This is a genomic window from Pseudomonas sp. NPDC085632 (assembly GCF_044541255.1).
Lineage (GTDB): Bacteria > Pseudomonadota > Gammaproteobacteria > Pseudomonadales > Pseudomonadaceae > Aquipseudomonas.
The window spans coordinates 1-24,664 of record NZ_JBITSX010000053.1 but is presented as its reverse complement, the minus strand read 5'-3'; the positions used below and the strand labels follow the sequence as shown (position 1 = coordinate 24,664).

General features: G+C 59.3%; 19 protein-coding genes and 1 pseudogene. 7 read left to right on the top strand and 13 right to left on the bottom strand.

The window, feature by feature from the left end:
• The first annotated feature begins 348 nt into the window (after window positions 1–348).
• Complete coding sequence (locus tag ACIF4X_RS24850) at window positions 349–2,271, top strand: acetyl-CoA hydrolase/transferase C-terminal domain-containing protein (RefSeq protein ID WP_397484118.1); 1,923 nt, start codon at window positions 349–351, stop codon at window positions 2,269–2,271.
• A 129-nt stretch (window positions 2,272–2,400) separates the two neighbouring features.
• On the opposite strand, the gene ACIF4X_RS24845 is transcribed toward ACIF4X_RS24850, so the two are convergent.
• Window positions 2,401–2,973, bottom strand: a complete 573-nt coding sequence (locus tag ACIF4X_RS24845; protein WP_397484117.1) for a xanthine phosphoribosyltransferase — start codon at window positions 2,971–2,973, stop codon at window positions 2,401–2,403.
• A 59-nt stretch (window positions 2,974–3,032) separates the two neighbouring features.
• On the bottom strand, window positions 3,033–5,042 hold the full coding sequence (gene rep / locus ACIF4X_RS24840; RefSeq protein WP_129386480.1) for a DNA helicase Rep: 2,010 nt from the start codon (window positions 5,040–5,042) through the stop codon (window positions 3,033–3,035).
• Between the two features lie 262 nt (window positions 5,043–5,304).
• Here rep and ACIF4X_RS24835 point away from each other — a divergent pair, with 262 nt between their 5' ends.
• The gene (locus tag ACIF4X_RS24835; RefSeq protein WP_397484116.1) at window positions 5,305–6,975 is read left to right on the top strand and encodes a putative bifunctional diguanylate cyclase/phosphodiesterase; all 1,671 of its coding nucleotides are present in this window, start codon (window positions 5,305–5,307) and stop codon (window positions 6,973–6,975) included.
• Between the two features lie 70 nt (window positions 6,976–7,045).
• Here the strand turns inward: ACIF4X_RS24835 and ACIF4X_RS24830 are convergent, their stop codons facing one another.
• Entirely contained in the window at window positions 7,046–8,440 is a 1,395-nt protein-coding gene (locus ACIF4X_RS24830) for a NorM family multidrug efflux MATE transporter (protein ID WP_397484115.1), read from the bottom strand.
• Between the two features lie 157 nt (window positions 8,441–8,597).
• Here ACIF4X_RS24830 and ACIF4X_RS24825 point away from each other — a divergent pair, with 157 nt between their 5' ends.
• Complete coding sequence (locus tag ACIF4X_RS24825) at window positions 8,598–9,518, top strand: LysR substrate-binding domain-containing protein (protein ID WP_397484114.1); 921 nt, start codon at window positions 8,598–8,600, stop codon at window positions 9,516–9,518.
• 184 nt (window positions 9,519–9,702) lie between these two features.
• Window positions 9,703–11,679 carry a methyl-accepting chemotaxis protein gene (locus tag ACIF4X_RS24820; protein WP_397484113.1) on the top strand — a complete coding sequence of 659 codons (1,977 nt, stop codon included), beginning with the start codon at window positions 9,703–9,705 and terminating at the stop codon, window positions 11,677–11,679.
• Between the two features lie 12 nt (window positions 11,680–11,691).
• Here ACIF4X_RS24820 and ACIF4X_RS24815 read toward each other — a convergent pair whose 3' ends face one another.
• From ACIF4X_RS24815 to ACIF4X_RS24770, 10 genes are all read right to left on the bottom strand, one after another.
• Entirely contained in the window at window positions 11,692–12,405 is a 714-nt protein-coding gene (locus ACIF4X_RS24815; RefSeq protein ID WP_397484112.1) for a phosphocholine cytidylyltransferase family protein, read from the bottom strand.
• A 7-nt stretch (window positions 12,406–12,412) separates the two neighbouring features.
• Entirely contained in the window at window positions 12,413–13,033 is a 621-nt protein-coding gene (locus ACIF4X_RS24810) for a gamma-glutamyl-gamma-aminobutyrate hydrolase family protein (RefSeq protein WP_397484111.1), read from the bottom strand.
• Window positions 13,030–15,345 (bottom strand): PEP/pyruvate-binding domain-containing protein, encoded by a 2,316-nt coding sequence (locus ACIF4X_RS24805; protein WP_397484110.1) that lies wholly within the window; start codon window positions 15,343–15,345, stop codon window positions 13,030–13,032. Before ACIF4X_RS24805 ends, ACIF4X_RS24810 begins: the two co-directional genes overlap by 4 nt.
• Window positions 15,346–15,351: 6 nt before the next feature.
• Window positions 15,352–16,101: a class I SAM-dependent methyltransferase gene (locus tag ACIF4X_RS24800; protein WP_064116408.1), complete on the bottom strand. Its 750-nt coding sequence runs from the start codon at window positions 16,099–16,101 to the stop codon at window positions 15,352–15,354.
• A gap of 2 nt (window positions 16,102–16,103) precedes the next feature.
• Window positions 16,104–16,646, bottom strand: a complete 543-nt coding sequence (locus ACIF4X_RS24795; protein ID WP_397484109.1) for an adenylyl-sulfate kinase — start codon at window positions 16,644–16,646, stop codon at window positions 16,104–16,106.
• Between the two features lie 73 nt (window positions 16,647–16,719).
• Window positions 16,720–17,892, bottom strand: a complete 1,173-nt coding sequence (locus tag ACIF4X_RS24790; protein WP_397484108.1) for a hypothetical protein — start codon at window positions 17,890–17,892, stop codon at window positions 16,720–16,722.
• A gap of 304 nt (window positions 17,893–18,196) precedes the next feature.
• Window positions 18,197–19,690 (bottom strand): YifB family Mg chelatase-like AAA ATPase, encoded by a 1,494-nt coding sequence (locus ACIF4X_RS24785; RefSeq protein WP_397484107.1) that lies wholly within the window; start codon window positions 19,688–19,690, stop codon window positions 18,197–18,199.
• A 595-nt stretch (window positions 19,691–20,285) separates the two neighbouring features.
• Window positions 20,286–20,831, bottom strand: a complete 546-nt coding sequence (locus tag ACIF4X_RS24780; protein ID WP_397484106.1) for an N-acetyltransferase — start codon at window positions 20,829–20,831, stop codon at window positions 20,286–20,288.
• A gap of 195 nt (window positions 20,832–21,026) precedes the next feature.
• Window positions 21,027–21,539 (bottom strand): Bro-N domain-containing protein, encoded by a 513-nt coding sequence (locus ACIF4X_RS24775; protein WP_397484105.1) that lies wholly within the window; start codon window positions 21,537–21,539, stop codon window positions 21,027–21,029.
• A 364-nt stretch (window positions 21,540–21,903) separates the two neighbouring features.
• Complete coding sequence (locus ACIF4X_RS24770) at window positions 21,904–22,164, bottom strand: accessory factor UbiK family protein (RefSeq protein ID WP_007920416.1); 261 nt, start codon at window positions 22,162–22,164, stop codon at window positions 21,904–21,906.
• A 414-nt stretch (window positions 22,165–22,578) separates the two neighbouring features.
• Between ACIF4X_RS24770 and glnK the strand changes: the two genes are divergently transcribed.
• The 3 genes and pseudogenes from glnK to ACIF4X_RS24755 form a co-directional block, all read left to right on the top strand.
• A complete protein-coding gene (gene glnK, locus ACIF4X_RS24765; RefSeq protein WP_002555808.1) occupies window positions 22,579–22,917 on the top strand; it encodes a P-II family nitrogen regulator in 339 nt (112 codons plus the stop codon).
• Between the two features lie 38 nt (window positions 22,918–22,955).
• Window positions 22,956–24,293 (top strand): ammonium transporter, encoded by a 1,338-nt coding sequence (locus tag ACIF4X_RS24760; RefSeq protein ID WP_034152035.1) that lies wholly within the window; start codon window positions 22,956–22,958, stop codon window positions 24,291–24,293.
• Between the two features lie 215 nt (window positions 24,294–24,508).
• Window positions 24,509–24,664 (top strand): annotated as a pseudogene (locus tag ACIF4X_RS24755) (YjbQ family protein); the annotation flags it as partial.

Here is a 24,664-nt window from a genome sequence, read left to right as displayed (position 1 = left end):
TGAAAAAAACCGTCTTCGGACGGTTTTTTTGTGGGCGCGATTCAAGAACCCCTCACCCCAGCCCTCTCCCGGAGGGAGAGGGGGCCGACCGAGGTGTCTGGCGCTCTACATCGACCTGAAAGACGTTAGCGATTATGGATTCAGCACATCATTTTCACGTCGGCATACCTCCCCAATATCCCCCAATCAGTCCCCTCTACCTCTGGGAGAGGGCTAGGGTGAGGGCAACAATTTCGAGTAGGAGAAGGATTTCACGAACAGCGCACGTTCACTCTGAAGCTGTTCATTGCAGCAAACTCAAGGCAAGCTCGGTCTACCCCTATTCACGGAACGGGCAGGAGGCTTCAGATGGTGCAGTTGTGTTCGATCGAACAGGCGGTGGACGATGTGCTGGCACGCTTGCCGGCGCATATCCACATGGGCATGCCGCTGGGCCTGGGCAAACCCAATCATTTCGTCAACGCGCTGTACCGGCGGATCAAAGGCTTGCCCGAGCGACAACTGACGATCTACACCGCGCTGTGCCTCGGCCGCCCGGCGCTGGGCGACGGTTTGCAAAAGCGCTTCATCGAACCCTTCGTCGAGCGCGTCTTCGGTGATTACCCGGAATTCGATTTCCTCGCCGATCTGCACCGCGACAGCCTGCCCGCCAACATCCGTATCGAACAGTTTTTCATGCAGCCCGGCAGTCTGCTCAACAGCGCGCCGGCTCAACAGGATTACGTCAGCAGCAACTACAGCCACGCCGCGCGCGACATCAACGCCGCCGGGCTGAATCTGGTAGCGCAATTGCTCGCCAGTAGCAGCGAACACCCGGATCGTCTGAGCCTGAGCTGCAACCCGGACATCACCCTCGACCTGTTGCCGATGATCGCCAAGCGCCGCGACGCCGGCGAGACCATTTTGCTGGTCGGCCAAGTGCACACCGATCTGCCATACATGCCCGGCGATGCCGAAGTCGATATCGACACCTTCGACCTGCTGATCGACGAGAAAGACAGCAGCACACTGTTTTCCACACCGAACATGCCGGTGGGGTTTCAGGATCATTTCATTGGTTTGCACGCCAGCACCCTGGTGCGCGACGGCGGTACGTTGCAGATCGGCATCGGCTCGATGGGCGATGCGCTGACCGCCGCACTGCTCGCACGTCAGGCGGATAACGCCGGTTACAAGGCGTTGCTCGATGACATCAACCTCAGCCAATGGGCGCAACTGATCGAACGCGAAGGCGGCACCGGCCCGTTCGCCAAAGGCCTGTACGGTTGCAGCGAAATGTTCGTCAACGGCCTGCTGGTGCTGGCGGATGCCGGGATCATCCGGCGCAAGGTCTACCCGGATGTGCTGACGCAGGAACAGGCCAATGCCGGCACCCTCGATGAGGCCGCGCAGACTGACGGCATCTCGGTGCATGGCGGTTTCTTCCTTGGCCCGCGCAGTTTTTACGAGCGTTTGCGCGACTTACCGCAGAGCAAACGCCTCGAATTCAACATGACCCGCATCAGCTACATCAACGAGTTGTACGGGCAGGAAGAGCTCAAGCGTTTGCAGCGCCTTGATGCGCGGTTCATCAACACCGTGTTCACCATGACCTTGCTCGGTGCCGGCGTGGCGGATCAGCTGGAAGACGGACGAGTGCTCAGCGGTGTCGGCGGGCAGTACAACTTCGTCGCGCAGGGGCATGCGCTGCACGATGCCCGATCGATTCTGATCCTGCGTAGCTGGCGTGAATCCGGTGGCGACGTCAGTTCCAACATCGTCTGGGAATACGGCCATTGCACGATCCCACGGCACCTGCGCGACATTGTCGTGACCGAGTACGGCATTGCCGATCTGCGCGGCAAATCCGACGCGGTCGTCGTTGAATCGTTGCTGAATATCAGCGACTCGCGCTTCCAGCAGGGGTTGATCGAGCAAGCGCAAAAAGTCGGCAAGCTGCCAAAGGATTTCCGTCTCGATCCACGCTTCGCCGACAACACACCACAGCGTTTGCAGGGCATCGCAGCACGCCATCCGAATCTGTTTCCGGAGTATCCGCTAGGCTGTGATTTCACCGCGATTGAAAGGGATCTATTGCGTGCGCTGAACTGGCTAAAAAGCAAATTCAAACTCACCGAAATCCTCGAACTGGGCAAGGCTGCGCTCGATGCGCCGGAGGCTTCGCTGTATCCCGAGCATCTTGAACGCATGCATCTCACAAATCCGGAAGGCCTGAAAGAAGACCTCTTCCAACGCCTGCTCCTCACCGGCCTCAAAGCCACCGCGCAATAACTGCGCACCGCAAAACCCACTGTGGGAGCGAGCTTGCTCGCGAAAGCGGTGTATCAGTCAACCAAGATGTCGACTGACCCAAAGCATTCGCGAGCAGGCTCGCTCCCACAGGGGTATTGCGGTGTGGCTTTATTCGATGAAGGTGACCACGCCACCTGTCAGCGATTTCACCCGGGCCAGCGATTCAACACGGTAGCCCTGCGAATCCAGCTCGGCGCGGCCGCCCTGGAACGACTTCTCGATGACGATGCCCAGGCCGGCGACGGTCGCGCCGGCCTGTTTGATGATCGAGATCAGCGCTTGCGAGGCCTTACCGTTGGCCAGGAAGTCGTCGATGATCAGCACGCGGTCGCTGCTGGTCAGGTGTCGCGGGGAGATGGCCACGGTGCTTTCGGTCTTTTTGGTGAACGAGTAAACGGTCGCCGACAGCAGGTTTTCCGTCAGGGTCAGGGACTGTTGCTTGCGGGCGAAGATCACCGGCACGCCGAGGTTCAGACCGGTCATGATCGCCGGGGCGATGCCCGAGGCTTCGATGGTGACGATCTTGGTGATGCCCGAATCCTTGAACAGCGCGGCGAATTCGTCGCCGATCAGCTTCATCAGGGCCGGGTCGATCTGGTGGTTCAGGAAGGCGTCGACCTTCAGGACCTGGTCGGAAAGCACAATGCCTTGTTCGCGGATTTTCTGCTGCAATGCTTCCATGAAGCTGTCCTCATTTGGCGCTTTGTGCGCCGAAGGTCTATTAAAAAAAGTGGTCAATTCTAGCGCTTTAACATCGCGCGTATATCAGCCAATGCGCTGTTGCCGCGCACGACTTTGACTTCGGTCGGTGTGTCGTCGTTGCCTTCCCAGGCCAGATCGTCCGGCGGCAGCTCATCGAGGAAGCGGCTCGGCGCGCAGTCGATGATTTCGCCGTACTGCTTGCGCTTGGCGGCGAAGGTGAAGGCCAGGGTCTGGCGCGCGCGGGTGATGCCCACGTAGGCCAGGCGGCGTTCTTCTTCGATGGTGTCGGCTTCGATGCTGGAGCGGTGCGGGAGGATTTCCTCTTCCATGCCCATGATGAACACGTAAGGGAATTCCAGCCCCTTGGAGGCGTGCAGGGTCATCATCTGCACACCTTCGGCGCCGTCCTCTTCTTCCTGCTGACGCTCGAGCATGTCGCGCAGGACCAGTTTGCCGATGGCGTCCTCGACGGTCATTTCGCCTTCTTCGTCCTTTTCGAGGGTGTTTTTCAACGCCTCGATCAGGAACCAGACGTTGCTCATCCGGTAATCGGCCGCCTTGTCACTGGAGCTGTTGGTGCGCAGCCAGTTTTCGTAGTCGATGTCCATGACCATGCTGCGCAGCGCCGAAATCGGATCTTCGCCGGCGCACTGCTCGCGGACCTTGTCCATGAAGCGCTTGAAGCGCGACAGACGATCAGTGAAGCGGCTGTCGAGATGTTCGCCAAGACCGATTTCGTCGGTGGCGGCGTACATCGAGATTTTGCGTTCGGTGGCGTAGTTACCGAGTTTTTCCAGGGTGGTCGAGCCGATTTCACGGCGCGGCACGTTGATCACCCGCAGGAAGGCATTGTCGTCATCCGGGTTGACGATCAGGCGGAAGTAGGCCATCAGGTCTTTCACTTCCTGGCGGCCGAAGAAGCTGTTGCCGCCGCTCAGACGGTACGGCACCTGGTGGTGCTGCAACTTCAGTTCGATCAGCTTGGCCTGATAGTTACCCCGATAAAGGATCGCGAAATCGCTGTACGGGCGGTCGGTGCGCAAGTGCAGGCTGAGGATTTCCATGGCCACGCGCTCGGCTTCGGCATCCTCGTTACGGCAGCGGATCACGCGGATCTCGTCGCCGTGGCCCATCTCACTCCACAGCTGCTTTTCGAATTCGTGCGGGTTGTTCGAGATCAGCACGTTGGCGCAGCGCAGGATGCGGCTGGTCGAACGGTAGTTCTGCTCGAGCATCACCACTTTCAGCGATGGATAGTCGTCCTTGAGCAGCATCAGGTTTTCCGGCCGCGCGCCGCGCCAGGCGTAGATCGACTGGTCGTCGTCGCCTACCACGGTGAACTGGTTGCGCGTGCCGATGAGCATTTTTACCAGCAGGTATTGGCTGGCGTTGGTGTCCTGATATTCGTCGACGAGCAGGTAACGCACCTTGTTCTGCCACTTTTCGAGAATGTCGGCATGTTCCTCGAAGAGTTTGACCGGCAGCAGGATCAGGTCGTCGAAGTCCACCGCGTTGAACGCCTTCAGCGTGCGCTGATAGTGGGTGTAGACGATGGCGGCAGTCTGCTCCTTGGGATTGCGCGCGTTCTCCAGCGCCTGGGGCGGGAGGATCAGGTCGTTTTTCCAGGCGCCGATCATGTTCTTGATCTCGTCGACGCCGTCTTCGCCCGCGTATTCCTTCTGCATGATGTCGGTCATCAGCGCCTTGACATCGGTCTCGTCAAAGATCGAGAAACCGGGTTTGTAGCCCAGTCGCGCGTGTTCCTTGCGGATGATGTTGAGACCGAGGTTGTGGAACGTGCAGACCGTCAGGCCGCGCCCTTCGCCGGCGCGCAGCAGGGTGCCGACCCGCTCTTTCATCTCGCGCGCGGCCTTGTTGGTAAAGGTCATGGCGACGATGTACTGAGCGCGGATGCCGCAGTTCTGGACCAGGTGCGCGATTTTGCGCGTGATCACGCTGGTCTTGCCGGAGCCAGCACCGGCGAGCACCAATAGAGGGCCGCCGACGTAGTTCACGGCTTCTTGCTGCCGGGGATTGAGTCGGGACATACGAAAATTCGGGAGTCGTTGACGAAATGGGCCGGCATTTTAACAGGCTCAGCGATTTGTGCTGCTCTGTCCGACTTGTGACGTACCACGCGATTCAAATTTGCCGGTTTTGTTACTTTCGCGGAGGATGCACGGTGATTTTGCGGCTAATGTTCTCATTCGTGACACAAAATAACGTTTTGATAACCGTTGTCATTTGGTCATTGAACATCGCAACGGCATAATGCCCCGCCCACATCATTGCAGAGTCTAGGGAGCTAGCTTGTCTACGCCTGTCGAACCCTTGCGTTTGCTGCTACTGGCCGAAGAGCCAGCGTGGACAGCGTTATTGCGTGAGTGTCTGGCTCCGATGGGGAGCGCGGCGGTGCTGATCAGCGCGCCGAGCTGGGAGTCGGTCAGCAGTCTGTTCGAAGACAACCGCAATGCGGTGCTGTTGACCCTTCCGGCATTGCAACCGGCACCGGGCCGTTGCAGCTTGCCGACGGTGTTGTTGCTGGAACATGAACCGGACACTGCGCCGGTTGGCGTCAGTGACTGGCTGGTGTTCGACGCCCTCGACGCTGGCATGCTGCGCCGCTGCCTGCGCCATGTGCGCGAACGCGGCGTTCTTGAAAATACCCTGCAACGCTTGGCCGAACAGGATCCGCTGACCGGCATCGCCAACCGTCAGGGTTTCCAGACCTTGCTCGCCGCGCGCCTCGCCGAAAACGACGGTCGCGGCCTGGCCCTTGGGCATCTTGATCTCGACAACTTCCGCCACGCCAACGATGCGCTGGGCCATCAGGCGGGCGATCGCTTGATCCTGCAAGTGGTCGCGCGGCTGAAAAGTCAGCTGGAGGCCGGTGATCAACTGGCGCGATTGGGCAGCGACGAATTCGCTCTGCTGATCGACACCCGTCGGGCGCCACAACGCGCCGAGTGGATGGCCGAACGCATCACTGAAGCGCTTGCCGAACCGTATTGGGTCGATGGCGAAAGCCTGCTGATCGGCTCTAGTCTTGGCATCGCCCATGCCCGCGCACAGGGCGGCGCCGATCCGCTGATGTGGCACGCCCACATCGCCATGCAGCAGGCCAAGAGTACGCAGGGCTGCACCTTTCATATCTTCAACGAACGCATCAACCGCAACGCGCGGAGCATGGCTGATCTGGAAAGCGAACTGCGCCGGGCGTTGCGTCGCGATGAGCTGGAGCTGCATTACCAGCCACGCTTGAATCTTGAGGATGGCCAGATTGTCGGCCTTGAGGCCTTGGTGCGCTGGCGTCATGGCGAGCGCGGTTTGCTGCCGCCGAGCGAATTCGTGCCGCTGGCCGAGCAGAGCGGGTTGATCGTGCCGCTGGGCTATTGGGTCATTTCCCGGGCGCTGCGTGATATGCAAGCGTTGCGTGAACGCGGACTGCCGGCGCTGCACATGGCGATCAACCTGTCGTTCCGCCAGTTTCAGGACAGCCAATTGTTGCCGACGCTCAGCCGCTTGATCGCCGAGCGTGGCGTCGAAGCGCAATGGCTGGAGTTTGAGCTGACCGAAACTGCGGTGATGCGCCGCAGCGATCTGGTCAAGCAGACCATGGATGCGCTCGGGCGCCTCGGTGTGCGCTTCTCGCTGGACGACTTCGGTACTGGATTCTCGTCGTTCGTGCACCTCAACAGCCTGCCGATCACCTTGTTGAAGATCGACAAGAGCTTTGTCGGTGGCATGGAACAGCGCGAAGAGAACCGAAAACTGGTGCACGCGATGATCAATCTTGCGCACAACCTGCATCTGGAAGTGGTCGCCGAAGGGGTCGAGACACCGGAGCAACTGGAACTGCTGCGCGGGTTTGGCTGCGATCAGGTGCAGGGTTACCTGATCAGCCGGCCGTTGCCGTTGGCGGAACTGGTTGAATACCTGACGTTTGGCTCAAGCCAACAGGTTTCTGTGGAGGCCGTTTAAAAGATCGCAGCCTGCGGCAGCTCCTACACCGATCCCTGTAGGAGCTGCCGAAGGCTGCGATCTTTTGTCCTTAATCCGCGCCAACGACCTCAAAGCGTGATGTAGCAGGGGCCAACCGAATCATCCGCTTCATTTTCCACTCAAACGCCAGCGTCAAACTCACCGCCGCACACGCCAGCCCCAGCGCCAAGCCCCACCAGACGCCCGTCGGCCCCCAATTGAGGTGGAACGCCATCCACCACGCCGCTGGCGCACCGATCAACCAATAGCAGCCGAGCCCGACCAGAAACGTGGTTTTCGCATCCTTGAGCCCCCGAATGCAGCCCATGGCAATCGTCTGCGTGCCGTCGAACAACTCGAACCAGGCCGCCACGGCCAGCAGGCTCACTGCCAAGCGAATCACCTCGGCAAACGCCGGATCGTTGTGATCAAGGAACAGCCCGACCAACTGATTTGGCAGCAACCAGAAAACCAGTGCAAAACCCAGCATCACCACGGCGCCAAAGACGATGCCGACTCGCCCGGACATCCGCGCATCGCTCAATTGCCCGGCACCGTAATGCTGGCCGACGCGCATGGTGATCGCGTAGGACATGCCCGCCGGCACCATGAATGCGACCGAGACGATTTGCAGGGCGATCTGGTGCGCGCCCAATTGCGTGCTGCCCATGGTGCCCATGCACAGCGCCGCGAAGGCGAACAGGCCGACTTCCACCGCGTAGGTGCCGCCAATCGGCAGGCCGAGGCGCCAGAGTTCTTTCAGGTACTGCCGGTTTGGCCGCGACAAGCCTTCACGCAAGGGATAGGCGTCATAGGCCGGATGCCGGCGAATGTGCCAGGCCAGCGCCAACGCCATGCAGTTGGCCACAATTGCCGTGACCAGGCCAATGCCCGTCAGGCCCATTTTCGGCAGACCGAACATGCCGGTGATCAGCGCATAGTTGAGCAGGAAGTTGGCCACCGTGCCGGCCAGACTGATGACCATCACCGGCGTCGCCCGACCGATCGCACTGGTGAACCCGCGCAAAGCCATGAAGCTCAGGTAGCCGGGCAGGGCGAAGGGCAGGGCAACCAGGAATTGCCCGGCGGCATTGACGTTGGTTTCGGTCTGGCCGAATAGCAGCAACACTGGTTTGAGGTTCCACAGCAGCAACCCGGCGCCCAGCGCCATCAACCACGCCAGCCACAATCCGGCCTGGGTTAGCCGCGCCGCGCCGATGATGTCGCCGGCGCCCTTGCGAATCGCCACCAGCGTGCCGACCGCCGCAATCACACCGATGCAGAAAATCGACACGAACGAATAGCTCGCCGCGCCGAGACCGCCACCGGCCAGCGCTTCCGGACTCAGGCGCGCCATCATCAACGTGTCAGTCAGCACCATCAACATGTGCGCCAACTGTGAAGCGATCAACGGCCCTGCCAGCCGCAGAATGGCCCAGAGTTCGGTACGCACAGGATGCTGCATGGTCATCACCACTCGATTCAGAGGGAACAGGAGACCGTCGATTCTCGGCGCTTGGCAGGCTTTGCACAAAGGGATAAAAAGGATGGGTCGCATGATTAAAACTCATCTTGAGCAGATTTTGTCAGACTGGCTGCATCCCGCTATAGGAGCTTTCTGTATGTCTCGTCGTCTTCCTCCCTTGTATGCCCTGCGCGCATTTGAAGCGGCGGCGCGGCACAGCTCGTTTACCCGTGCGGCTGAGGAGCTGTCGATTACTCAAAGTGCGGTGAGTCGGCATATTCGGACGCTGGAAGATCATTTCGCTTGCCGATTGTTCCACCGCAGTGGACGCAACCTGCAACTGACCGAAGCGGCTCGCCTGCTGTTGCCCGGCATCCGCGAAGGCTTCACTGCTCTGGAACGAGCCTGCAATACCTTGCGTGCCGAAGACGACATTCTGCGCATGAAGGCGCCGTCGACCTTGACCATGCGCTGGCTACTGGCGCGGCTTAGTCGTTTCCGTCACTTGCAGCCGGGCAACGAAGTGCAACTGACCAGCGCCTGGATGGATGTGGACTCGGTGGACTTCAACGATGAGCCGTTCGATTGCGCAGTGCTGTTGAGTGACGGGCATTTTCCGCCGGACTGGGAGGCCAGCTTGCTCTTTCCTGAAGAGCTGATTCCGGTGGGCGCGCCGAACCTGCTGAATGATCAGCCATGGGATTTGGCTCGACTGGCTTGCACCGAATTACTCCACCCGACGCCCGACCGTCGCGATTGGCGCAGTTGGCTGGAGCATATGGGGCTGTCCGATCAGGTTTCACTCAAGGGCGGACAGGTATTCGATACGCTGGAGCTGGGCATGATCGCGGCGGCCCGCGGTTACGGCGTATCGATGGGCGATTTGTTGATGGTTGCCGAAGACGTGGCGCAAGGAAGATTGAGCCTGCCATGGCCAACCGCGGTCGCCAGCGGACTGAATTATTACCTGGTGTGGCCAAAGACCCGTCCCGGAGGTGAACGTTTGCGCCGCCTCAGCGACTTCCTGCAAGGCGAAGTCAGCGCCATGGAGCTGCCGGAGGTCGCGCGCTTGAGCTGAAACGTTCGAGCCGCCACAATGGCGGCCTTGCGCCATACCCTCGTTGCGCGCTCAAGTATTCGGTTTTACCGCCGACTATGAGCAAGTGGAACCGTCGTGCCGGTCTCCACGATCCACCCCCACTATTAGAAAATTATCCGAGTCGAGATCAAGGAGGATCCCGTGGCTCGGCCAGGAGCTGTCCATGTCTCAACCTCGCGCTCGGATCGCCTCGCAGCTGGGCCTCGCGCTCGCTGTGATACTGGCGATTGTCATCAGTGGCAGTACGGTGTTCGCCCTGCGTTCGCTGGATTCCGCCAACCTCGCCACCCGTGAAGAGCATCTGGCCAGTGAGGCGCGGCTGCTGGCCGACCAACTGAGCACCTTCCACGGCACGCTGCGTGAAAGCACCCAGCGCCTGAGCGGGTTGTTCGAAAAGCGCTTCAGCGCGGGTTTGAGCATTCACCCGAGCGAGCCAGTGACGGTGGCAGGCACCCAGACCCCGGGCCTGCATCTGGGTAGCGAAGTGTTGAACAACAACTTCAAGGAAGTCGACGAGTTCAAGCAGATGACGGCTGGCGTCGCCACGCTGTTCGTGCGCAGCGGCGAAGACTTTGTGCGGGTCAGCACCTCGCTGACCAAGCAGGACGGCACTCGCGCCATCGGCACCTTGCTCGACCACGCGCACCCGGCCTACGCGAAGTTGATGGCAGGGCAGAGCTATGTGGGTCGCGCCTTGTTGTTCGAGCGTTCCTACATGACCCAATACACCCCGGTGCGCGATGGCAGCGGCAAGGTGATTGCGGTGCTGTTCGTTGGTTTCGATTACACCGACGCGCAGAACGCCCAGTTTGATAACCTCAAGCGTTTCCGTATTGGCCAGACAGGCTCCCTGGCACTGCTGGATGAGCAGAACAAATGGCTGGTACCGCCGGCGGGCGTGCAGGCGCTGGATCAAGCGATTCCGGTGATCAGCGGTCTGGCGAAAACGCCGGGCAAAGGTCAGTTCTGGGGCGACAAGTCCGAAGATTTCTACAGCGTTGCCGTGCCGTTCGACGGTGGCCCGTGGTCGGTGGTGGCGAGCATGCCGAAAACCGAGATCCGCGCGGTGACCTGGAGCGTTGGTACGCAACTGGCCATTGGCAGCCTGTTGGCGATGTTGCTGGCGGTCGGTTCGGTGGTCTGGCTGCTGCGCAGCAAACTGGCGCCACTGAGCGATCTGGTGCGTCAGGCCGAAGCCTTGGGCGCCGGTGATCTGAGCGTGCGCCTGAACGTGTCGAGCAATGACGAAATCGGTCAGTTGTCCCGCGCGTTCAACCAGATGAGTCAGGCGCTGTCGACCATGGTCGAGCACATCCGCCGTTCTTCGGAAGAGGTCAACAGCCGTGCGCAGGCGCTGTCCGGTTTGTCCGGCGGCGCGTACGAAGGCATGGAGCAGCAGTCCGGCGAAATCACCAGCATGGCCGGTGCGGTGGAAGAGTTCAGCGCGACCTCGCTGAACATTGCCGACAACATGGGCGCGACCCAGCGTCTGGCCCAGGAAAATGCTCAGCAAACGCAGATTGGCCGCAGCTCGATGGAAGAAGCGTCGTCCTCGCTGGAGCAAATCGCTGGCGCCTTGAACAGCACCGCCACGGTGATCAACACCCTCGGTCAGCGCTCGCAGGAAATCGGCGGCATCGTCGGTGTGATCACCTCGATTGCCGAACAGACCAACCTGCTGGCACTCAACGCTGCGATTGAAGCGGCGCGTGCCGGTGAGCAAGGTCGCGGCTTCGCCGTGGTGGCGGATGAAGTGCGCAGCCTGGCTTCGCGTACCCGTCAGGCGACGGATGAAATTTCCAGCATGATCCACAGCATCCAGCAGGAAACCGGCAACGCCATCAGCACCATGGAGCAGGGCAATGTGCTGATGCAGGAAGGCTTGTCGCGTAACGCTAATGTGGCGTCGGCGCTGGCGCGTATTGACGAGCAGAGCCGTTCGGCTGGGCAGCAGTTTGCCGCGATTACCACGGCGACTCAGGAGCAGAGCAGCACCGCTACTTTGCTCAGCAGTAATCTGCAGAGCATTGCATTGGCCAACAGTGAGCAGCGCGAAGTGGTATCCAACCTGGCAGTCACTGCCAAGGAACTGGAGAAGCTGGCTGCCGATCTGCGTCAGGAGGTTGACCGGTTCCGTTAAGGCGCCGGCGCCTTATTGATACACCGAGAGGTCTTCGCTGGAGTCGACCTCTCCCCATTCGCCGGTGTAGGCGACAGCTTCAATCGGCACACGCCCGGCATCGATAACGCGTTGCAGGGTGTTGGTCATGTGCATGCTGTCGCGTTGCTGCGGCGACAGTTCGGCGCGCAGCCGCACGACTTCCGCCCAGCCTTCGGGAGTGAAGCGCAAAAGCCCCATGTACTGCCCCTGAACATCGTCTACCGATTGCGGCTTGTTGCCGATTTCGGCCAGCGTGTGCGCGGCGGTCAGGCGAAAGGTTTCGGCATCCAGCAACGGGTCGCCGAAGCGCTCGGTCCACAACTGCAACCAATCGGGATCGTAGGTTACGGCCAGCGTTGCGTCGCTGTTGATCAACGACTGTACGGCCACAGGGCTGTAGAAAATATCCGAATAACTGACGATGCACGGCTCGCCCTGAAGCCAGGACTCGGCGCAGGCCAGTGATGAAACCATGTTGGTCTCGGCCCAGCGCGGGTTGTGGAACTCGCTCAGACCGCGTTCTGCCAGCAGCTCGCGCTTGTAACCGGTCACTACCGCGATGTCGCTGATACCCGCTGCACGCAACGACTCCAGCTGCCATTCCAGCAGTGGTTTACCGCGCAATTCGACCAGACATTTTGGGCGTTCATCAGTGAGGCTTTTCATGCGGCTGCCACGTCCGGCAGCCAGGATAATGGCTTTCACAACAGGTCTATCCCGTGAGTTCTTCAGTGGATTGGGCTTCGCCAAACAGTTGCTGCAGACGTTGAAGGTCGTGCGCTGCGAAATCGCTTTCGCGCTCGGGGTGCCACATCCAGCCCTGCCACGGTAGTTGCAGGTGGCGGATCGCTTCGATTTCGCCGTCCTCGCTGCGCGCCAGCACTTCAAACCCGGGCGGGCAATCGGCGAGGGCGAGGGTGTGATAGCTGTTGACCTCGGCGGCGATCTGCCCGGACAACTGATGCCGGGTGCGTACATGGCCGGTGACCGGTTTCAACGAAACACCGAACCCATGCGCAAGCATCTGCATACCCCGGCAAATCCCCAGTAACGGCAGATGGCGCGCCTGTGCGTGATCCAGCAGACGGCTTTCGGTCTGATCACGGGCCGGGCACTGACCGATGTCATTACCGCCCGACAGCACGATGGCTTGCGGGTTTACCGCCGTCAGCCAGCGATCGAGGTCATCGGGTGATTGCCAGTCGTTGGGCACTGGTACAGGGATAAAGCCTGCCGCCAGCACAAACGCGATCAGGCGCTGATCCAGCGCATCACGGCTTTCGCCGCGCTCAGGATGGGTGTCGACACGCTGACTGATCGCGACCACTGTCATGACATCAACTCCACTCGGCGCCCCGGACAATCGAGGTGCAGAAAGTCTGCCGTCGACCAGCGCCGGTAGAGCACTTCGCCCGCGCCAATGACCGCCGGCAGGCCAAGTTCTCCGGCACGGATAGCCATGTGCGAATTGGCGCCGCCCCACGCGGTGATCAGCCCGGCAATCGGGTAGGCGAACAGCCAGTCAAACCCCGGATCGGCATTGGGAATGCAGACGATCGCCCCGGCGAGTTTTTCCCGGTCATCACACAGCACCACCGGCGCGGTCACGCGTTTTTGCGTAATAAAGTTGGGCGCCGTTTCCGGCCACTCGAAACACCAGACATCTTCCGGACAGGTAATCACCGGCGGTAGCGACACTTTGAGCGTTTCGGCGTAGCGCGCCTTGCCCTGTTCAATGCTGCGCATCAGCACTTCCTTCGGATCGGCCGCGGCTACATGCAGCTCCTGGAAGGCGCTGATGTCGCAATAGGCCAGATCCTCGCGATCAATGCCGTACTGCGCGCCGACCTGCGCGATCAGAGCCAAGGCATCGGAAAGGTTACGCGTGAAGTGAAACTTGGCCAGCTCGCGCAGCTCGATGCCGTTCTGCAGGAAGTCCAGCAGTCCCACCGGATCAGGCTGCAGGCCATGGGCTTCGAGCTGTTTGACGATTTCGCGCATCTGCGGCAGCGTCAGCGAAAACGGTCGCAGCGGTTCCGGCGCGGCGGGGCTTTGCGTCCAGTCGAAATACAGCTCCGGCGCCTCGTCGTAACGCGGCGAGAGGATGTCGTAAGTGCCCGGTCGCAAATGCCCGTAACGGGCGAGGAACGTGGTTTTGTCGAGGGTGGCGCGGTCACGGGCCAACTGCCCGCTGACCGTGGACACCCCGGCCATGAACGCATCGTAATCCGCCTGCGAAAACACGCCGACGCTGACCAGCGATCGAAGCATCTGCACGGCAACAAACCCGGCGCGGGCCAGGCCGGCGAAGGGCAGGGTGCCGTAACGCTTGGCATCCTCCAGCAGCCAGTAAATGCGTTCGAGCGGATCGGCATCGGAGGCCAGCAGCTCTTCGCGACGAGCGTTGAGCACATCGAGCTTGTTGGCATCGCTGCGCCACAAACCGTCCTTGGGGTGCACGATGCGGTTGGTCAGCTTGCGCAGACTGGTACTGATGGCGTCCAGTTCATGCTCAAGAAAACCGGCACTGCGCAAACGCTCCAGTTGCTGCGACAAGTCGAGGGTGTAGCAGGAGAACACGATCTCGAACTCTACCTTGTCGTGCAGCGTCGGTTCCGCCAGCAAGCGATCGATGTAGTAATCGACCAAACGCCCCGCCAGCCCTTCATCAAGATCGGCCGGGATAAACGAGTTGAACGACAGACGCACGTCGATGTACGGCAGACCGAAAAAGTGCGGCATCAGCGGGAAGCTGCGCAAGTTACGGTAGCCATAGTTATGGCGCTGGTAGGCCCAGATCGAGTCGGTGACCAGATCCCGATACAGCGAAAGCGCCAGCGGTTTGGGCCGGATGCCGATGATCTCGGCCGGGTTCCAGTCGGGCATCACGCCGTACACCGTGCGCTGACCGATCAGAAAGGGGTGCGGACGCATGCCCCGTTCGACTTTGTTCTGAATGCTTTGCAGACGGGCGAACTGAGTGGCCGCAGACTCAGGCGCCGTCGGCAGAATCAATGGCCGGGCTTGCAGCAGCCAGAGCGTCTCGCCTTCAGCATCACGGGTGACCGCGAACTCGCAGTCGACCGGCCGATCACCAAACAGGCTGAGCAATTCCTCAAGCAAGGCCACCACTGGTGCGAGCGACGCGGGCGCTGCCACTGCACTGTGCGCCGCCTGCTGCCAGAGCCGCCCACCCATGCCGCCAGTGACGGCGGCGGTGTCATCGCCCTCCGACCAATTCACCACGCGATACGGTGCGCAGGTGTTGGGGTCGTGAGAGAAGGCTACGCCGGAGCGCGCCACATTGCCGAGCATTGGCTGAATCAGAATCTCGTCGGTCAGGTACACGTCGCCGTAACTGGCGATGACTTGTTCGATCGCCGAGACCAGCTCAGCCTCCTCGACATTCGGCACCGACAGGAAGGCGCCGGCGAACGACGCCTGCGCACTGTCCTCGCGCCCGCAGCTGGAGCGCACGATCCACGGAGCGGCTGGCAGCCGGCGTCGGATATCCTCAACGCAGGCGCGCTGATCCAGTTGCCAGTCCGCCACAGTGAATGACAGCAACGGCGCAATGTGCGCCGAGGCGAGTCGCCCTTGCAGGCTGGTCAGGGTGCCGGCCTTGGTTGAGAAATGCAGGGCCATCAGCGGTTATCTCAGTTGAGCAACCCAGATGTTGGTCGAGTATGGAATCTGGATCGACGGCGTCTGCAGGCTTTTCAGGTAGTCGTCGATGGCCGCGATCACTTCATGGAAGCTGGCGCCAGCCTGACGTTCCAACGTGGCGTGCGAGCGCCAGGCTTCGAGGCATTCTTCGATCGACTGCTCGTGGATCACGCGGGCATCCAGATGCACGACCGGGCCGAACAATTCGCTGGCATCGATTACGGCGGTCTGGTCTTCGCGACGGGTGCCGTAGCCGTAACCGGCCACGCGCTCTTTGATGATCGCTTCGATGCGTGCCTGGATCGGATCTTCCAGATTGCGGTGGTTCCACATGCAGGCAAACCAGCCGCGCGGCTTGAGAATGCGCGCGGTTTCCTTAAGGGCCTGCTGACGGTCGCAGACGTTGAAGGAGCTGCCGAACGTGACCATGTCGAACGCTTGCGCCGACTGGCCGGTGGCTTCACCGGTGCCTTCGTGCCATTTGACGTTTTGCAGTTCAGCGGTGCGCTTGATGCCATTGCCGCGCATCGCATCGTTGGGTTCTACCGCTGTGACATCCAGGCCGCGGGCGGCCAGCATCAGCGTCAAGTGCGCAACACCCGCGCCGACGTCGCAGAACTTGTCGCCTTGCTCGGCACCGGCAATCGACAGCATGGCGTCGATGGCCGCGTCGGCGTAGTCAGGGCGCTTCAAATAAGCATCGGCCAGGGTGGTGTAGTCCCATTCGGTTTTCATTGTCAGTTCCTTCGAAGAATTTTAGGGAGCAAATCATCGGCCAGACGCTGGCTGGAGCGTTCGCGATCGAACTCAACCAGGCAGTCCGCCGCCAGCGGTTCATCAATGACCAGGTCGAGCCCGGCAACGTTGTGCAGTTCGCCTGCATCGAAACGGCGATAGATGTCCTTGGGGTCGCGGCGACGCAACTCCTCGACGGGCACCTTCAGATAAATCTCGAAATACTTGGGCAGGTGGGCGCGGTTCCACTCGTGAACCTCGCGAAACAGCGAGATCGTGGCGATCACCACGGTTTGTCCCTGTGCTGCGATCATTTTGCACAGACGTGCGTATTGCAGAGCGAGGGCCAGACGACCTTCGCGGCCATGGTTCTGTGAGTTGGCGGCGGCTGCGCCAAATACTTCGCGCAATTCATCGCCATCGAGCATGACCACCGAGCGTCCTTCAGCACACAGTCTGGTAACCAATTCACCGGCCAGCGTTGATTTGCCCGCTCCTGAAAGGCCCGTAATCCAGATTACCTGTCCACCAGCTTCACATTTCATAGTGTTCTGACTTGTGTTCGATTCGAGTGTATCGGCAGGCTGTTTCCTTGCATGAGGCCAGGCCTGCGTTATTTTAATGTTTGTCCCGCTCGATCATGTCTCCGAAAGAGTCAATCGAGAGCGGGCAATACTGCGACTCGTGCCGATATTCAATCAGGTCGTGGAACACTTCCTGAGGCAGGGGCAAGTCGCTGTATTGTGCCTGGTAGAACTTGTTGTATATGTAATAGCTGTCTTCTGGTTTCAGCAGGCTGAACCCCAGTGCCATATCCCTCAGCTCATTGCTGCTTCTGGCAATTGGCAACAGGTTATCCATTTGCTTTAGCCAGGCGTCGACCGTGAGATTGCTCTCTTCGGTATAGGGCACATAATAAATCGGTAGTTTGCAGGTATTGAGCATGAACGAAACACCGCCGGTGGATGCATCGGTGATGACCGTGTCGCATTGTGTATAGAAAGCCGTGCTGCTGGTCCCGGGCTTGTCTATGGTTATCCAGTCATGGGCAGACAGTTGTTCGCACAGATCCTTCACGGTCGGATGGGAAAGTTCGGCCATGTACGGACGCAAGATGAACGTCGCGTGGGGAATTTGCGACTTCACTGCATTGATGACGGTCTGCAGATTCTCATACAGAGTCGCCCCGTTCGGGCAGATACCCAGTTGGGTCGGCAGAAGCCCTACGACGTAGTCATCCGAGGTTTTTGTCGATGGCGGTGATGATTCGAAATTACCGGGGATCTTCACCGGCAGCGTGGCCACCGGGCTGGTGCTGCGCATGTCCGAGCGCAACGCCAGTCCATCGATCAATAGTGTTTTCAGGGCCTTTCTGTCGCGACGGTATGCCTGCATTCCGGCAGTAATCAAATCAAAGCCTGACCGGGAAGACGCGATGACCACATCCCAGTAAGAGGTCAATTCGGCGTAGTAATACTTGTCTTTGGTCGGCATCCCGACATTGCCGTGGCTGATGAAGATGCCAAAGTTCGAGTTGTCCAGCAGGCGTCCGGAATAGGCATCATTTGAAATGACAACCTGCGATTTCAGGCTTGCGATGAATTCATTGTCAACCTGCTCTACCGGGAAATCGAGGACGGCTTCGACTTCCTCTCTATTCAAGCCGGTACGATCAGTATTGAGCACGACACAGTTATACTTTTCTCGAAGCGATTTAAGCGCTGGAATCAGATACTCGAGATATGTTTTGCCACCGTCCGCCACGTTGCTGAGCAAGTAAACATTTTTCATAATGAAGTTTTGCTTTCAAAGTTTGTTTAAATAAGGCCAGCGCCAAACGGAGTAATAACGCCGGGCAAGGGCTTTTTAGTTATCTTGATTTGAACTAATGAATTGAACAGCTTTGTCCGGTAACAGTAGAAATCTCGTCCATGATGCCCCGCCTCCACTCCATGATGAAAAATGCTCTATGTCTTGACGATAGACAGAATGTAGTAAAAAAGAGCGCCGTCGTTATATCACATCTCGGCCAAGCGCCATCAGCGCTCGGGTGTTTATTTTCGGGGCAGTTCACTTGCGAGCAGCGCTGTCATTTTCATTGCGTTGCCGGCCGATACTGCAAAGCCTCCGCCAGGTGTTCGCGTGTAATGTCTTTTTCCTGGCTCAGATCGGCCAACGTCCTGGCGACCTTGAGCAACCGGTGCGCCGAGCGCAGTGACAGGGTCAGCCGTTCACAGGCTGATTCCAGCCAGGCCTCATCGGCTGTGGATAACTTGCAGTGGCGACGCAGGCCTGGCAGATCGAGAAACGCATTGGCACATCCCTGGCGTTTCTGTTGTCGTTCGCGGGCCTCGGCTACCAACGCGGCCGCAGTGGCGCTGTCTTCTCCTGACCTTACCGCAGGGTTCAGCGCTGTCGCCTCCCGCGCGACCGTCAGGTGTAAGTCGATCCGGTCCAACAGGGGGCCCGACAATTTGTTGCGATAACGCTGAACCATGTCCGGTGTGCACGAACACTTGCCACTGGGTTCGCCAAGATATCCACAGGGGCAAGGGTTCATCGCCGCCACCAACTGAAAGCGCGCGGGGAACCGCACGCGGTCCTTGGCCCGGGCGATCACGATGAACCCGGACTCCAAAGGCTCGCGTAAAACCTCCAGCACCTTGCGATCAAACTCCGGCAGCTCATCGAGGAACAGCACGCCGTGGTGGGCGAGGGTGATTTCGCCGGGTTGCGGTTTTGAGCTGCCACCGACCAGTGCCGGCCCGGATGCCGAGTGGTGCGGTTGACGGAACGGGCGCTGCGGCCAATGGGTCAGCGGCGCACCGCTGGCCACTGACTGTATTGCCGCCACCTCCAAGGCTTCACTCTCGGCCAACGGTGGCAACAGTCCCGGTAACCGGCTGGCCAACAAGGTTTTGCCGGTTCCCGGTGGCCCGCTGAACAACAAGTTATGCGCACCCGCAGCAGCAATCAGCAGCGCCCGTTTTGCCGCCAGTTGCCCCTGCACTTCATTCAAGTCGGGATAAGGTTTGCTGGCATGCATCAACCCGTCGGAGACATAGGGCTCAACCGGTGTATGCCCATTGAAATGCGCCACCGCCTCCAGCAAATGATCCACCGCAAACACCTTCAACCCCGAAGCCAGACACGCCTCCTCGGCATTCGCCCGCGGCACCACCAGTGCCCGTCCAGCCTTGCGCGCCGCCAGTGCAGCCGGCAACACGCCGCGCACCGCTCGTACTGCGCCGGACAACGCCAGCTCCCCCAGACATTCCACATCATCCAGCGTCAGACACGGCACCTGCACACTCGCCGACAGAATCCCCAAGGCAATCGCCAGATCAAACCGCCCGCCATCCTTGGGCAGATCCGCTGGCGCCAGATTCAAGGTGATCCGCCGCGCCGGAAACTGCAGCCCGGAATTGATGATTGCGCTGCGCACCCGATCCTTGCTCTCCTTCACCGCCGCCTCGGGCAGGCCGACCATGGTCAGCGATGGCAAGCCGTTGGCCAGATGGACTTCGACAGTGACGGCGGGGGCTTCAACGCCAATCTGGGCGCGGCTGTGGACGATGGAGAGGGACATGGTCGTTCCTTGAGCTGAATCGGGGGCCGCTTCCTGCGGGTTTTTTAAGGGTAGTTGAGCCGGGTTTCAGTGCTGAAATAGAGGTTTACAAGACGTATCAAGACCCGATGGGCTGTCACTGCTTGCCTGAATTGGAGCGTTGACTCTCGCCCGGCATTGACGGATCGTCCCGTTCGAGGACTGCAACTGCGCATTCGTCGGGACTGGGCACCAGCAAAAGCTCCCCCGCATTTTTGGCAGCAGAGAAAGCTGGTTTCTCTGAAGTAGTGACGACGGGCCAGCTCGTCGGATTCTGAACCCATGGCTGCAAAGCCAGGAACTAAAGAATCGCTGCGACTACTCCTCCAAACACAAAAAAGGCGTCCTATGGACGCCTTTTTATTTTTGACTCAGGATCTTCTACCGGCCAGCGGGCCGCTTGGCTCAAGCTCTGGCCCACACGTAACTGCAACTTCAATAAATCGCCGTTGGTTGGCTGACATATCCCCAGCCAACCGGAGTGCTTCGAGATGTAATTCAACAATCTGAAGAAGCTTTGCCTTTCGCTTTTTTGGGCTCATACGCACCTCGTGCGATTGGGTTGTTGATTTCGATGTTATTGACCGTTCACAGAAATGACAAGCCGGTTGGTGTGGTCGAATTCGAACCCCAGTTTCCGGTAGTAAAAAACAACATTCGGATCAGGATCCTGAATCTCGATTTCTTTGCATCCTAGCGTTCGCGCATAGTGATCTGCGACAAGCAGAGCAATCGGCGCGATCCTGCCGCGAAGCGGGTGCGCCCTGTCCGGATGCCCTTCCAACAGAATAATCTTTAAGCAGATAGAGCTTGCGCGCGGGGTCGCATAGCACATGCCGCAAAGAATCTGTTTGAACCATATCGCCAAATCCAGACCTTTCGCATCTTTACTTTTCCAGTCTGCAACGTCATCCCAAGGGAAAATTGTTGGCCCCTCCCAGAGAAAGTATTGCTTTATCGCTGCCGGGGTAATTGGCTCAAACTTGACCGCTGCTGCATCAATATTTGGGATTCTCGGGGCCATGTCCTTGAGAAAGAATTTGTAGGCGATCTTTCGCGAGTTTGATCTGAATGTCTGGTTACGAAGATCCGTTGCTTTGCCTTTTCTTCTCATTGTTTTCATCTGTTTGGATCTGGTCGCAGAAGATAGCCAGCAGAGAGGGGGTAGCGAAATCAGACGTGGGGGACGCGTTTTGTAGGACGTTACTTCTGTGAGTGGAGGATTTCGGAGTAGGGGCGGGGAGATAACGAAGACACAAAAAAGGTCATTTCAGTGGTATCTCTGAAATGACCTTTGGTGAGGTTGCAGCGCAAAAATTCAGATCAATTGCAGAGCCTTTCTCCACCATGAGTTCACAACCGTGCGGTTTACCTGTTCTCGCTCCGTCACCATTTGTGGCACATCCTGCAACCGTATCCACGGCTGATTATTCCAGTGCAACAAACTCAACGTCATGTCCGGCCAACTGAGCAGGCTCAGGTGTGGACGTTCGCTTGTGCAGGGATGTTGGGCGTCGCGCAGGGTGGGGATGACTTGGTGGGTGAGCCATTCGCGCAACGCTCGGTATTCGGGGCAGTAGTGGTAGACGAGGAGGGCGTAGATGCCTGATCCGCTGATCAGCAGGGTGTTTTCGATTTGATTGTGGATGAGGGTTTTACGGGTTTGGTATTGGTCGGTGTCGAGTTTTCGCAGCATGCGTTCGTTGAGGTAGATGTGCAGCAGGCGGCTCAGGTCTCGGGCGCAGAACCAGGGTTGGTTCTGGATGAGGAGGGCGTGGAGGGGGAGTTTGTGGCGGGTGAAGATGCTAGGTGTTAGATAGTTTTCGTCCATGGTTCAGTTCTCGAATTCAAGTGAAGAAAACTGCTTCTGTTCGTCGTCAAACGAAAAGGGTGGCAGCTATGCGCGGGTTGGCGAACCGGTGAATTCGAAACCGGCAGACACTGAGGTCTCCCACGCAAAGCCGCCATAACTCGTTGAGAGAAAAAACCTCTCTGTGAGTCTAGTTGCATTGCGTCAAATTCGATCCAGGTCGCCAAACCCGCTGCTGAACATTCAGCATCGGGTGAGCTTAGAAACCTGGGCTTTTCGGCGCAATCGGACGGCGGTGGTGCAGGTTGTAGGACGTTGCCGGGATGGTTGAAGGGCTGGAGATCAAAAGATCGCAGCCTTCGGCAGCTCCTACAGGGGGCGCGGATTATTCAGCGGGCGGCGTCAGCTTCGCTTCCATCTCGGCGACCTTGGCTTCGAGGCTTTCGAGGCGGGCGCGAGTGCGGGCCAGTACGACCATCTGGCTGTCGAATTCTTCGCGGCTGACCAGGTCGAGTTTGCTGAAGGCGCTTTGCAGCAGCATCTTGAACTGGCTTTCGATTTCGGCTTTCGGCAGCGGGGTGTCGCCGCTGAAAAGGCGGGAGGCGGTGCCGCTCAGGGCGTCGAGGAAGTCTTTGGGCGCGAGCATGGTGGATGTCCTGGAAACAATGGCCGGCAGTGTATCACGCAGTGTCTATAGTCAATCTCGTGGTCAGGGATGCACGCTTTTCGCGCAGGCGGACGGACGGCGACGCACCGTTGTTGTGCGTATCCGGATGGGGTTTTGCACGGGATGGCGTGCGGCAGCGGCCAAGGGATTGAAATCAGAGGTTTTTGGCGAGATGGCAAGCTTTCTGCTTAGTCACCTTCGACCCATGCACTGATGCAGTCGCTGTGACGAATGCAGTGCGGCAGACGGAGCGGGGAGTTTCGTCGGCAGCGGTTAGCTGGCGTCAGTCGGGCAGGTACGGCCGACGATGCGTTACAAAGCCAGGCACTGCGCTTAGACTTGAGTCGGGTTTGTTTTCCTGGGGCAAGTCCACCAATTCGGGAGAGAGTTTTCATGAAGCTAGTCACTGCCATCATCAAGCCGTTCAAGTTGGACGACGTGCGCGAGTCGCTGTCCGAAATCGGCGTGCAGGGCATTACCGTTACTGAAGTCAAAGGCTTCGGCCGGCAGAAGGGTCACACCGAGCTGTATCGCGGCGCGGAATATGTGGTCGATTTTCTGCCCAAGGTGAAAATCGACGTGGCCATCGACGACAAGGATCTGGATCGGGTTATCGAGGCGATAACTAAAGCGGCCAACACCGGCAAGATCGGTGACGGCAAGATCTTCGTGGTCAATCTGGAACAGGCGATCCGTATCCGTACCGGCGAAACCGATACCGACGCGATTTAACCGCCGCCACAAACCCCAACGCCCCAGGAGAAAACAATATGACTCTGCGTAAATTCGCAGGGCTAGGAGCCCTGTTGTCTATCGTAATGCCCGGCCTTGCTATGGCGGCAGACGAAGTGGCGGCCCCGGTCCTCAATTCCGGCGACACTGCCTGGATGCTCACCTCGACAGCCCTCGTGCTGTTCATGACCATCCCCGGCCTGGCGCTGTTCTACGGCGGCATGGTTCGCTCGAAAAACATTCTTTCCGTGATGATGCAGTGCTTCGCCATTACCGGTCTGATCAGCATTCTGTGGGTCATTTATGGCTACAGCATTGCGTTCGACACCACCGGCATGGAGCAGGGCGTCGTCAATTTCAACTCGTTCTTCGGCGGCATGGGCAAGGCGTTCCTCGCCGGTGTCACGCCTTCGAGCCTGACCGGCCCTGCGGCGCTGTTCCCTGAGGCGGTGTTCATCACCTTCCAGATGACCTTCGCGATCATCACCCCGGCGCTGATCGTCGGTGCGTTCGCCGAGCGGATGAAATTCTCCGCGATGCTGATCTTCATGGGCATCTGGTTCACTCTGGTTTATGCACCGATCGCGCACATGGTCTGGTCCGGCAACGGCGGCCTGATGTGGGACTGGGGCGTACTCGACTTCGCGGGCGGCACCGTGGTGCACATCAACGCCGGTGTCGCCGGTCTGATTGCCTGCCTGGTATTGGGCAAACGTAAAGGTTTCCCGACCACCCCGATGGCTCCGCACAACCTCGGTTATACCCTGATGGGCGCTGCGATGCTGTGGGTCGGCTGGTTCGGCTTCAACGCCGGTTCCGCTGCGGCGGCCAACGGCACCGCCGGCATGGCGATGCTGGTCACTCAGATCGCTACCGCTGCGGCTGCGCTGGGCTGGATGTTTGCCGAGTGGGTCACCCACGGCAAGCCAAGCGCACTGGGCATTGCTTCGGGTGTGGTTGCAGGTCTGGTCGCGATCACTCCGGCTGCCGGCACCGTGGGCCCGATGGGCGCACTGGTCATCGGTCTGGCCGCAGGTGTGGTGTGCTTCTTCTGCGCCACCACCCTGAAACGCAAGCTCGGTTATGACGACTCCCTGGACGCGTTCGGCGTACACGGTATCGGCGGTATTCTCGGCGCGATCCTCACCGGTGTGTTCGCTGCGCCGGCTCTGGGTGGCTTCGGCACCGTCACCGATATCGGTGCGCAAGTCTGGATTCAGGTAAAAGGCGTCGGCTTCACGGTGATCTACACCGCGATCGTCACCTTCATCATCCTCAAGGTCCTGGACGCCGTGATGGGTCTGCGTGTGACCGAGGAAGAAGAGTCGGTCGGCCTCGATCTGGCACAACACAACGAGCGCGGCTACAACCTGTAAGTACGCGCACTGAAAAAATTGCCCGGTTCGCCGGGCATTTTTTTGTCCGGGATTTGTCATTAAGCGACAGGCTGAAAGGATTTTTCGTACGTCTTTGGTCGTGTTTACGACGGGCGTTTTTCTGCGGCCAATGGCTTACATCATTGCAGGAATATTAGGGCCTTTGTTTTTTCCCAGAGCGCGCTAGAATGCGCCCCGAACGTGCGGAGAACTGTATGTGGCAACAGACTCTGATAACCCTGCGGGCACGGCCCCGGGGCTTTCATCTGGTAACGGACGAGTTACTCGCCGGCCTGCCTGAACTCAAGGCGTGCCGGGTCGGTCTGTTGCATTTGTGGCTGCAGCATACCTCGGCGTCGTTGACCATCAAC

Bases quoted from the DNA above. Each gene is read 5' to 3' on its own strand.
- ACIF4X_RS24850 (WP_397484118.1), top strand. From the start codon at position 349: ATGGTGCAGTTGTGTTCGATCGAACAGGCGGTGGACGATGTGCTGGCA.
- ACIF4X_RS24845 (WP_397484117.1), bottom strand. From the start codon at position 2,973: ATGGAAGCATTGCAGCAGAAAATCCGCGAACAAGGCATTGTGCTTTCC.
- rep (WP_129386480.1), bottom strand. From the start codon at position 5,042: ATGTCCCGACTCAATCCCCGGCAGCAAGAAGCCGTGAACTACGTCGGC.
- ACIF4X_RS24830 (WP_397484115.1), bottom strand. From the start codon at position 8,440: ATGCAGCATCCTGTGCGTACCGAACTCTGGGCCATTCTGCGGCTGGCA.
- ACIF4X_RS24825 (WP_397484114.1), top strand. From the start codon at position 8,598: ATGTCTCGTCGTCTTCCTCCCTTGTATGCCCTGCGCGCATTTGAAGCG.
- ACIF4X_RS24820 (WP_397484113.1), top strand. From the start codon at position 9,703: ATGTCTCAACCTCGCGCTCGGATCGCCTCGCAGCTGGGCCTCGCGCTC.
- ACIF4X_RS24810 (WP_397484111.1), bottom strand. From the start codon at position 13,033: ATGACAGTGGTCGCGATCAGTCAGCGTGTCGACACCCATCCTGAGCGC.
- ACIF4X_RS24805 (WP_397484110.1), bottom strand. From the start codon at position 15,345: ATGGCCCTGCATTTCTCAACCAAGGCCGGCACCCTGACCAGCCTGCAA.
- ACIF4X_RS24800 (WP_064116408.1), bottom strand. From the start codon at position 16,101: ATGAAAACCGAATGGGACTACACCACCCTGGCCGATGCTTATTTGAAG.
- ACIF4X_RS24795 (WP_397484109.1), bottom strand. From the start codon at position 16,646: ATGAAATGTGAAGCTGGTGGACAGGTAATCTGGATTACGGGCCTTTCA.
- ACIF4X_RS24790 (WP_397484108.1), bottom strand. From the start codon at position 17,892: ATGAAAAATGTTTACTTGCTCAGCAACGTGGCGGACGGTGGCAAAACA.
- ACIF4X_RS24785 (WP_397484107.1), bottom strand. From the start codon at position 19,690: ATGTCCCTCTCCATCGTCCACAGCCGCGCCCAGATTGGCGTTGAAGCC.
- ACIF4X_RS24780 (WP_397484106.1), bottom strand. From the start codon at position 20,831: ATGAAAACAATGAGAAGAAAAGGCAAAGCAACGGATCTTCGTAACCAG.
- ACIF4X_RS24775 (WP_397484105.1), bottom strand. From the start codon at position 21,539: ATGGACGAAAACTATCTAACACCTAGCATCTTCACCCGCCACAAACTC.
- ACIF4X_RS24770 (WP_007920416.1), bottom strand. From the start codon at position 22,164: ATGCTCGCGCCCAAAGACTTCCTCGACGCCCTGAGCGGCACCGCCTCC.
- glnK (WP_002555808.1), top strand. From the start codon at position 22,579: ATGAAGCTAGTCACTGCCATCATCAAGCCGTTCAAGTTGGACGACGTG.
- ACIF4X_RS24760 (WP_034152035.1), top strand. From the start codon at position 22,956: ATGACTCTGCGTAAATTCGCAGGGCTAGGAGCCCTGTTGTCTATCGTA.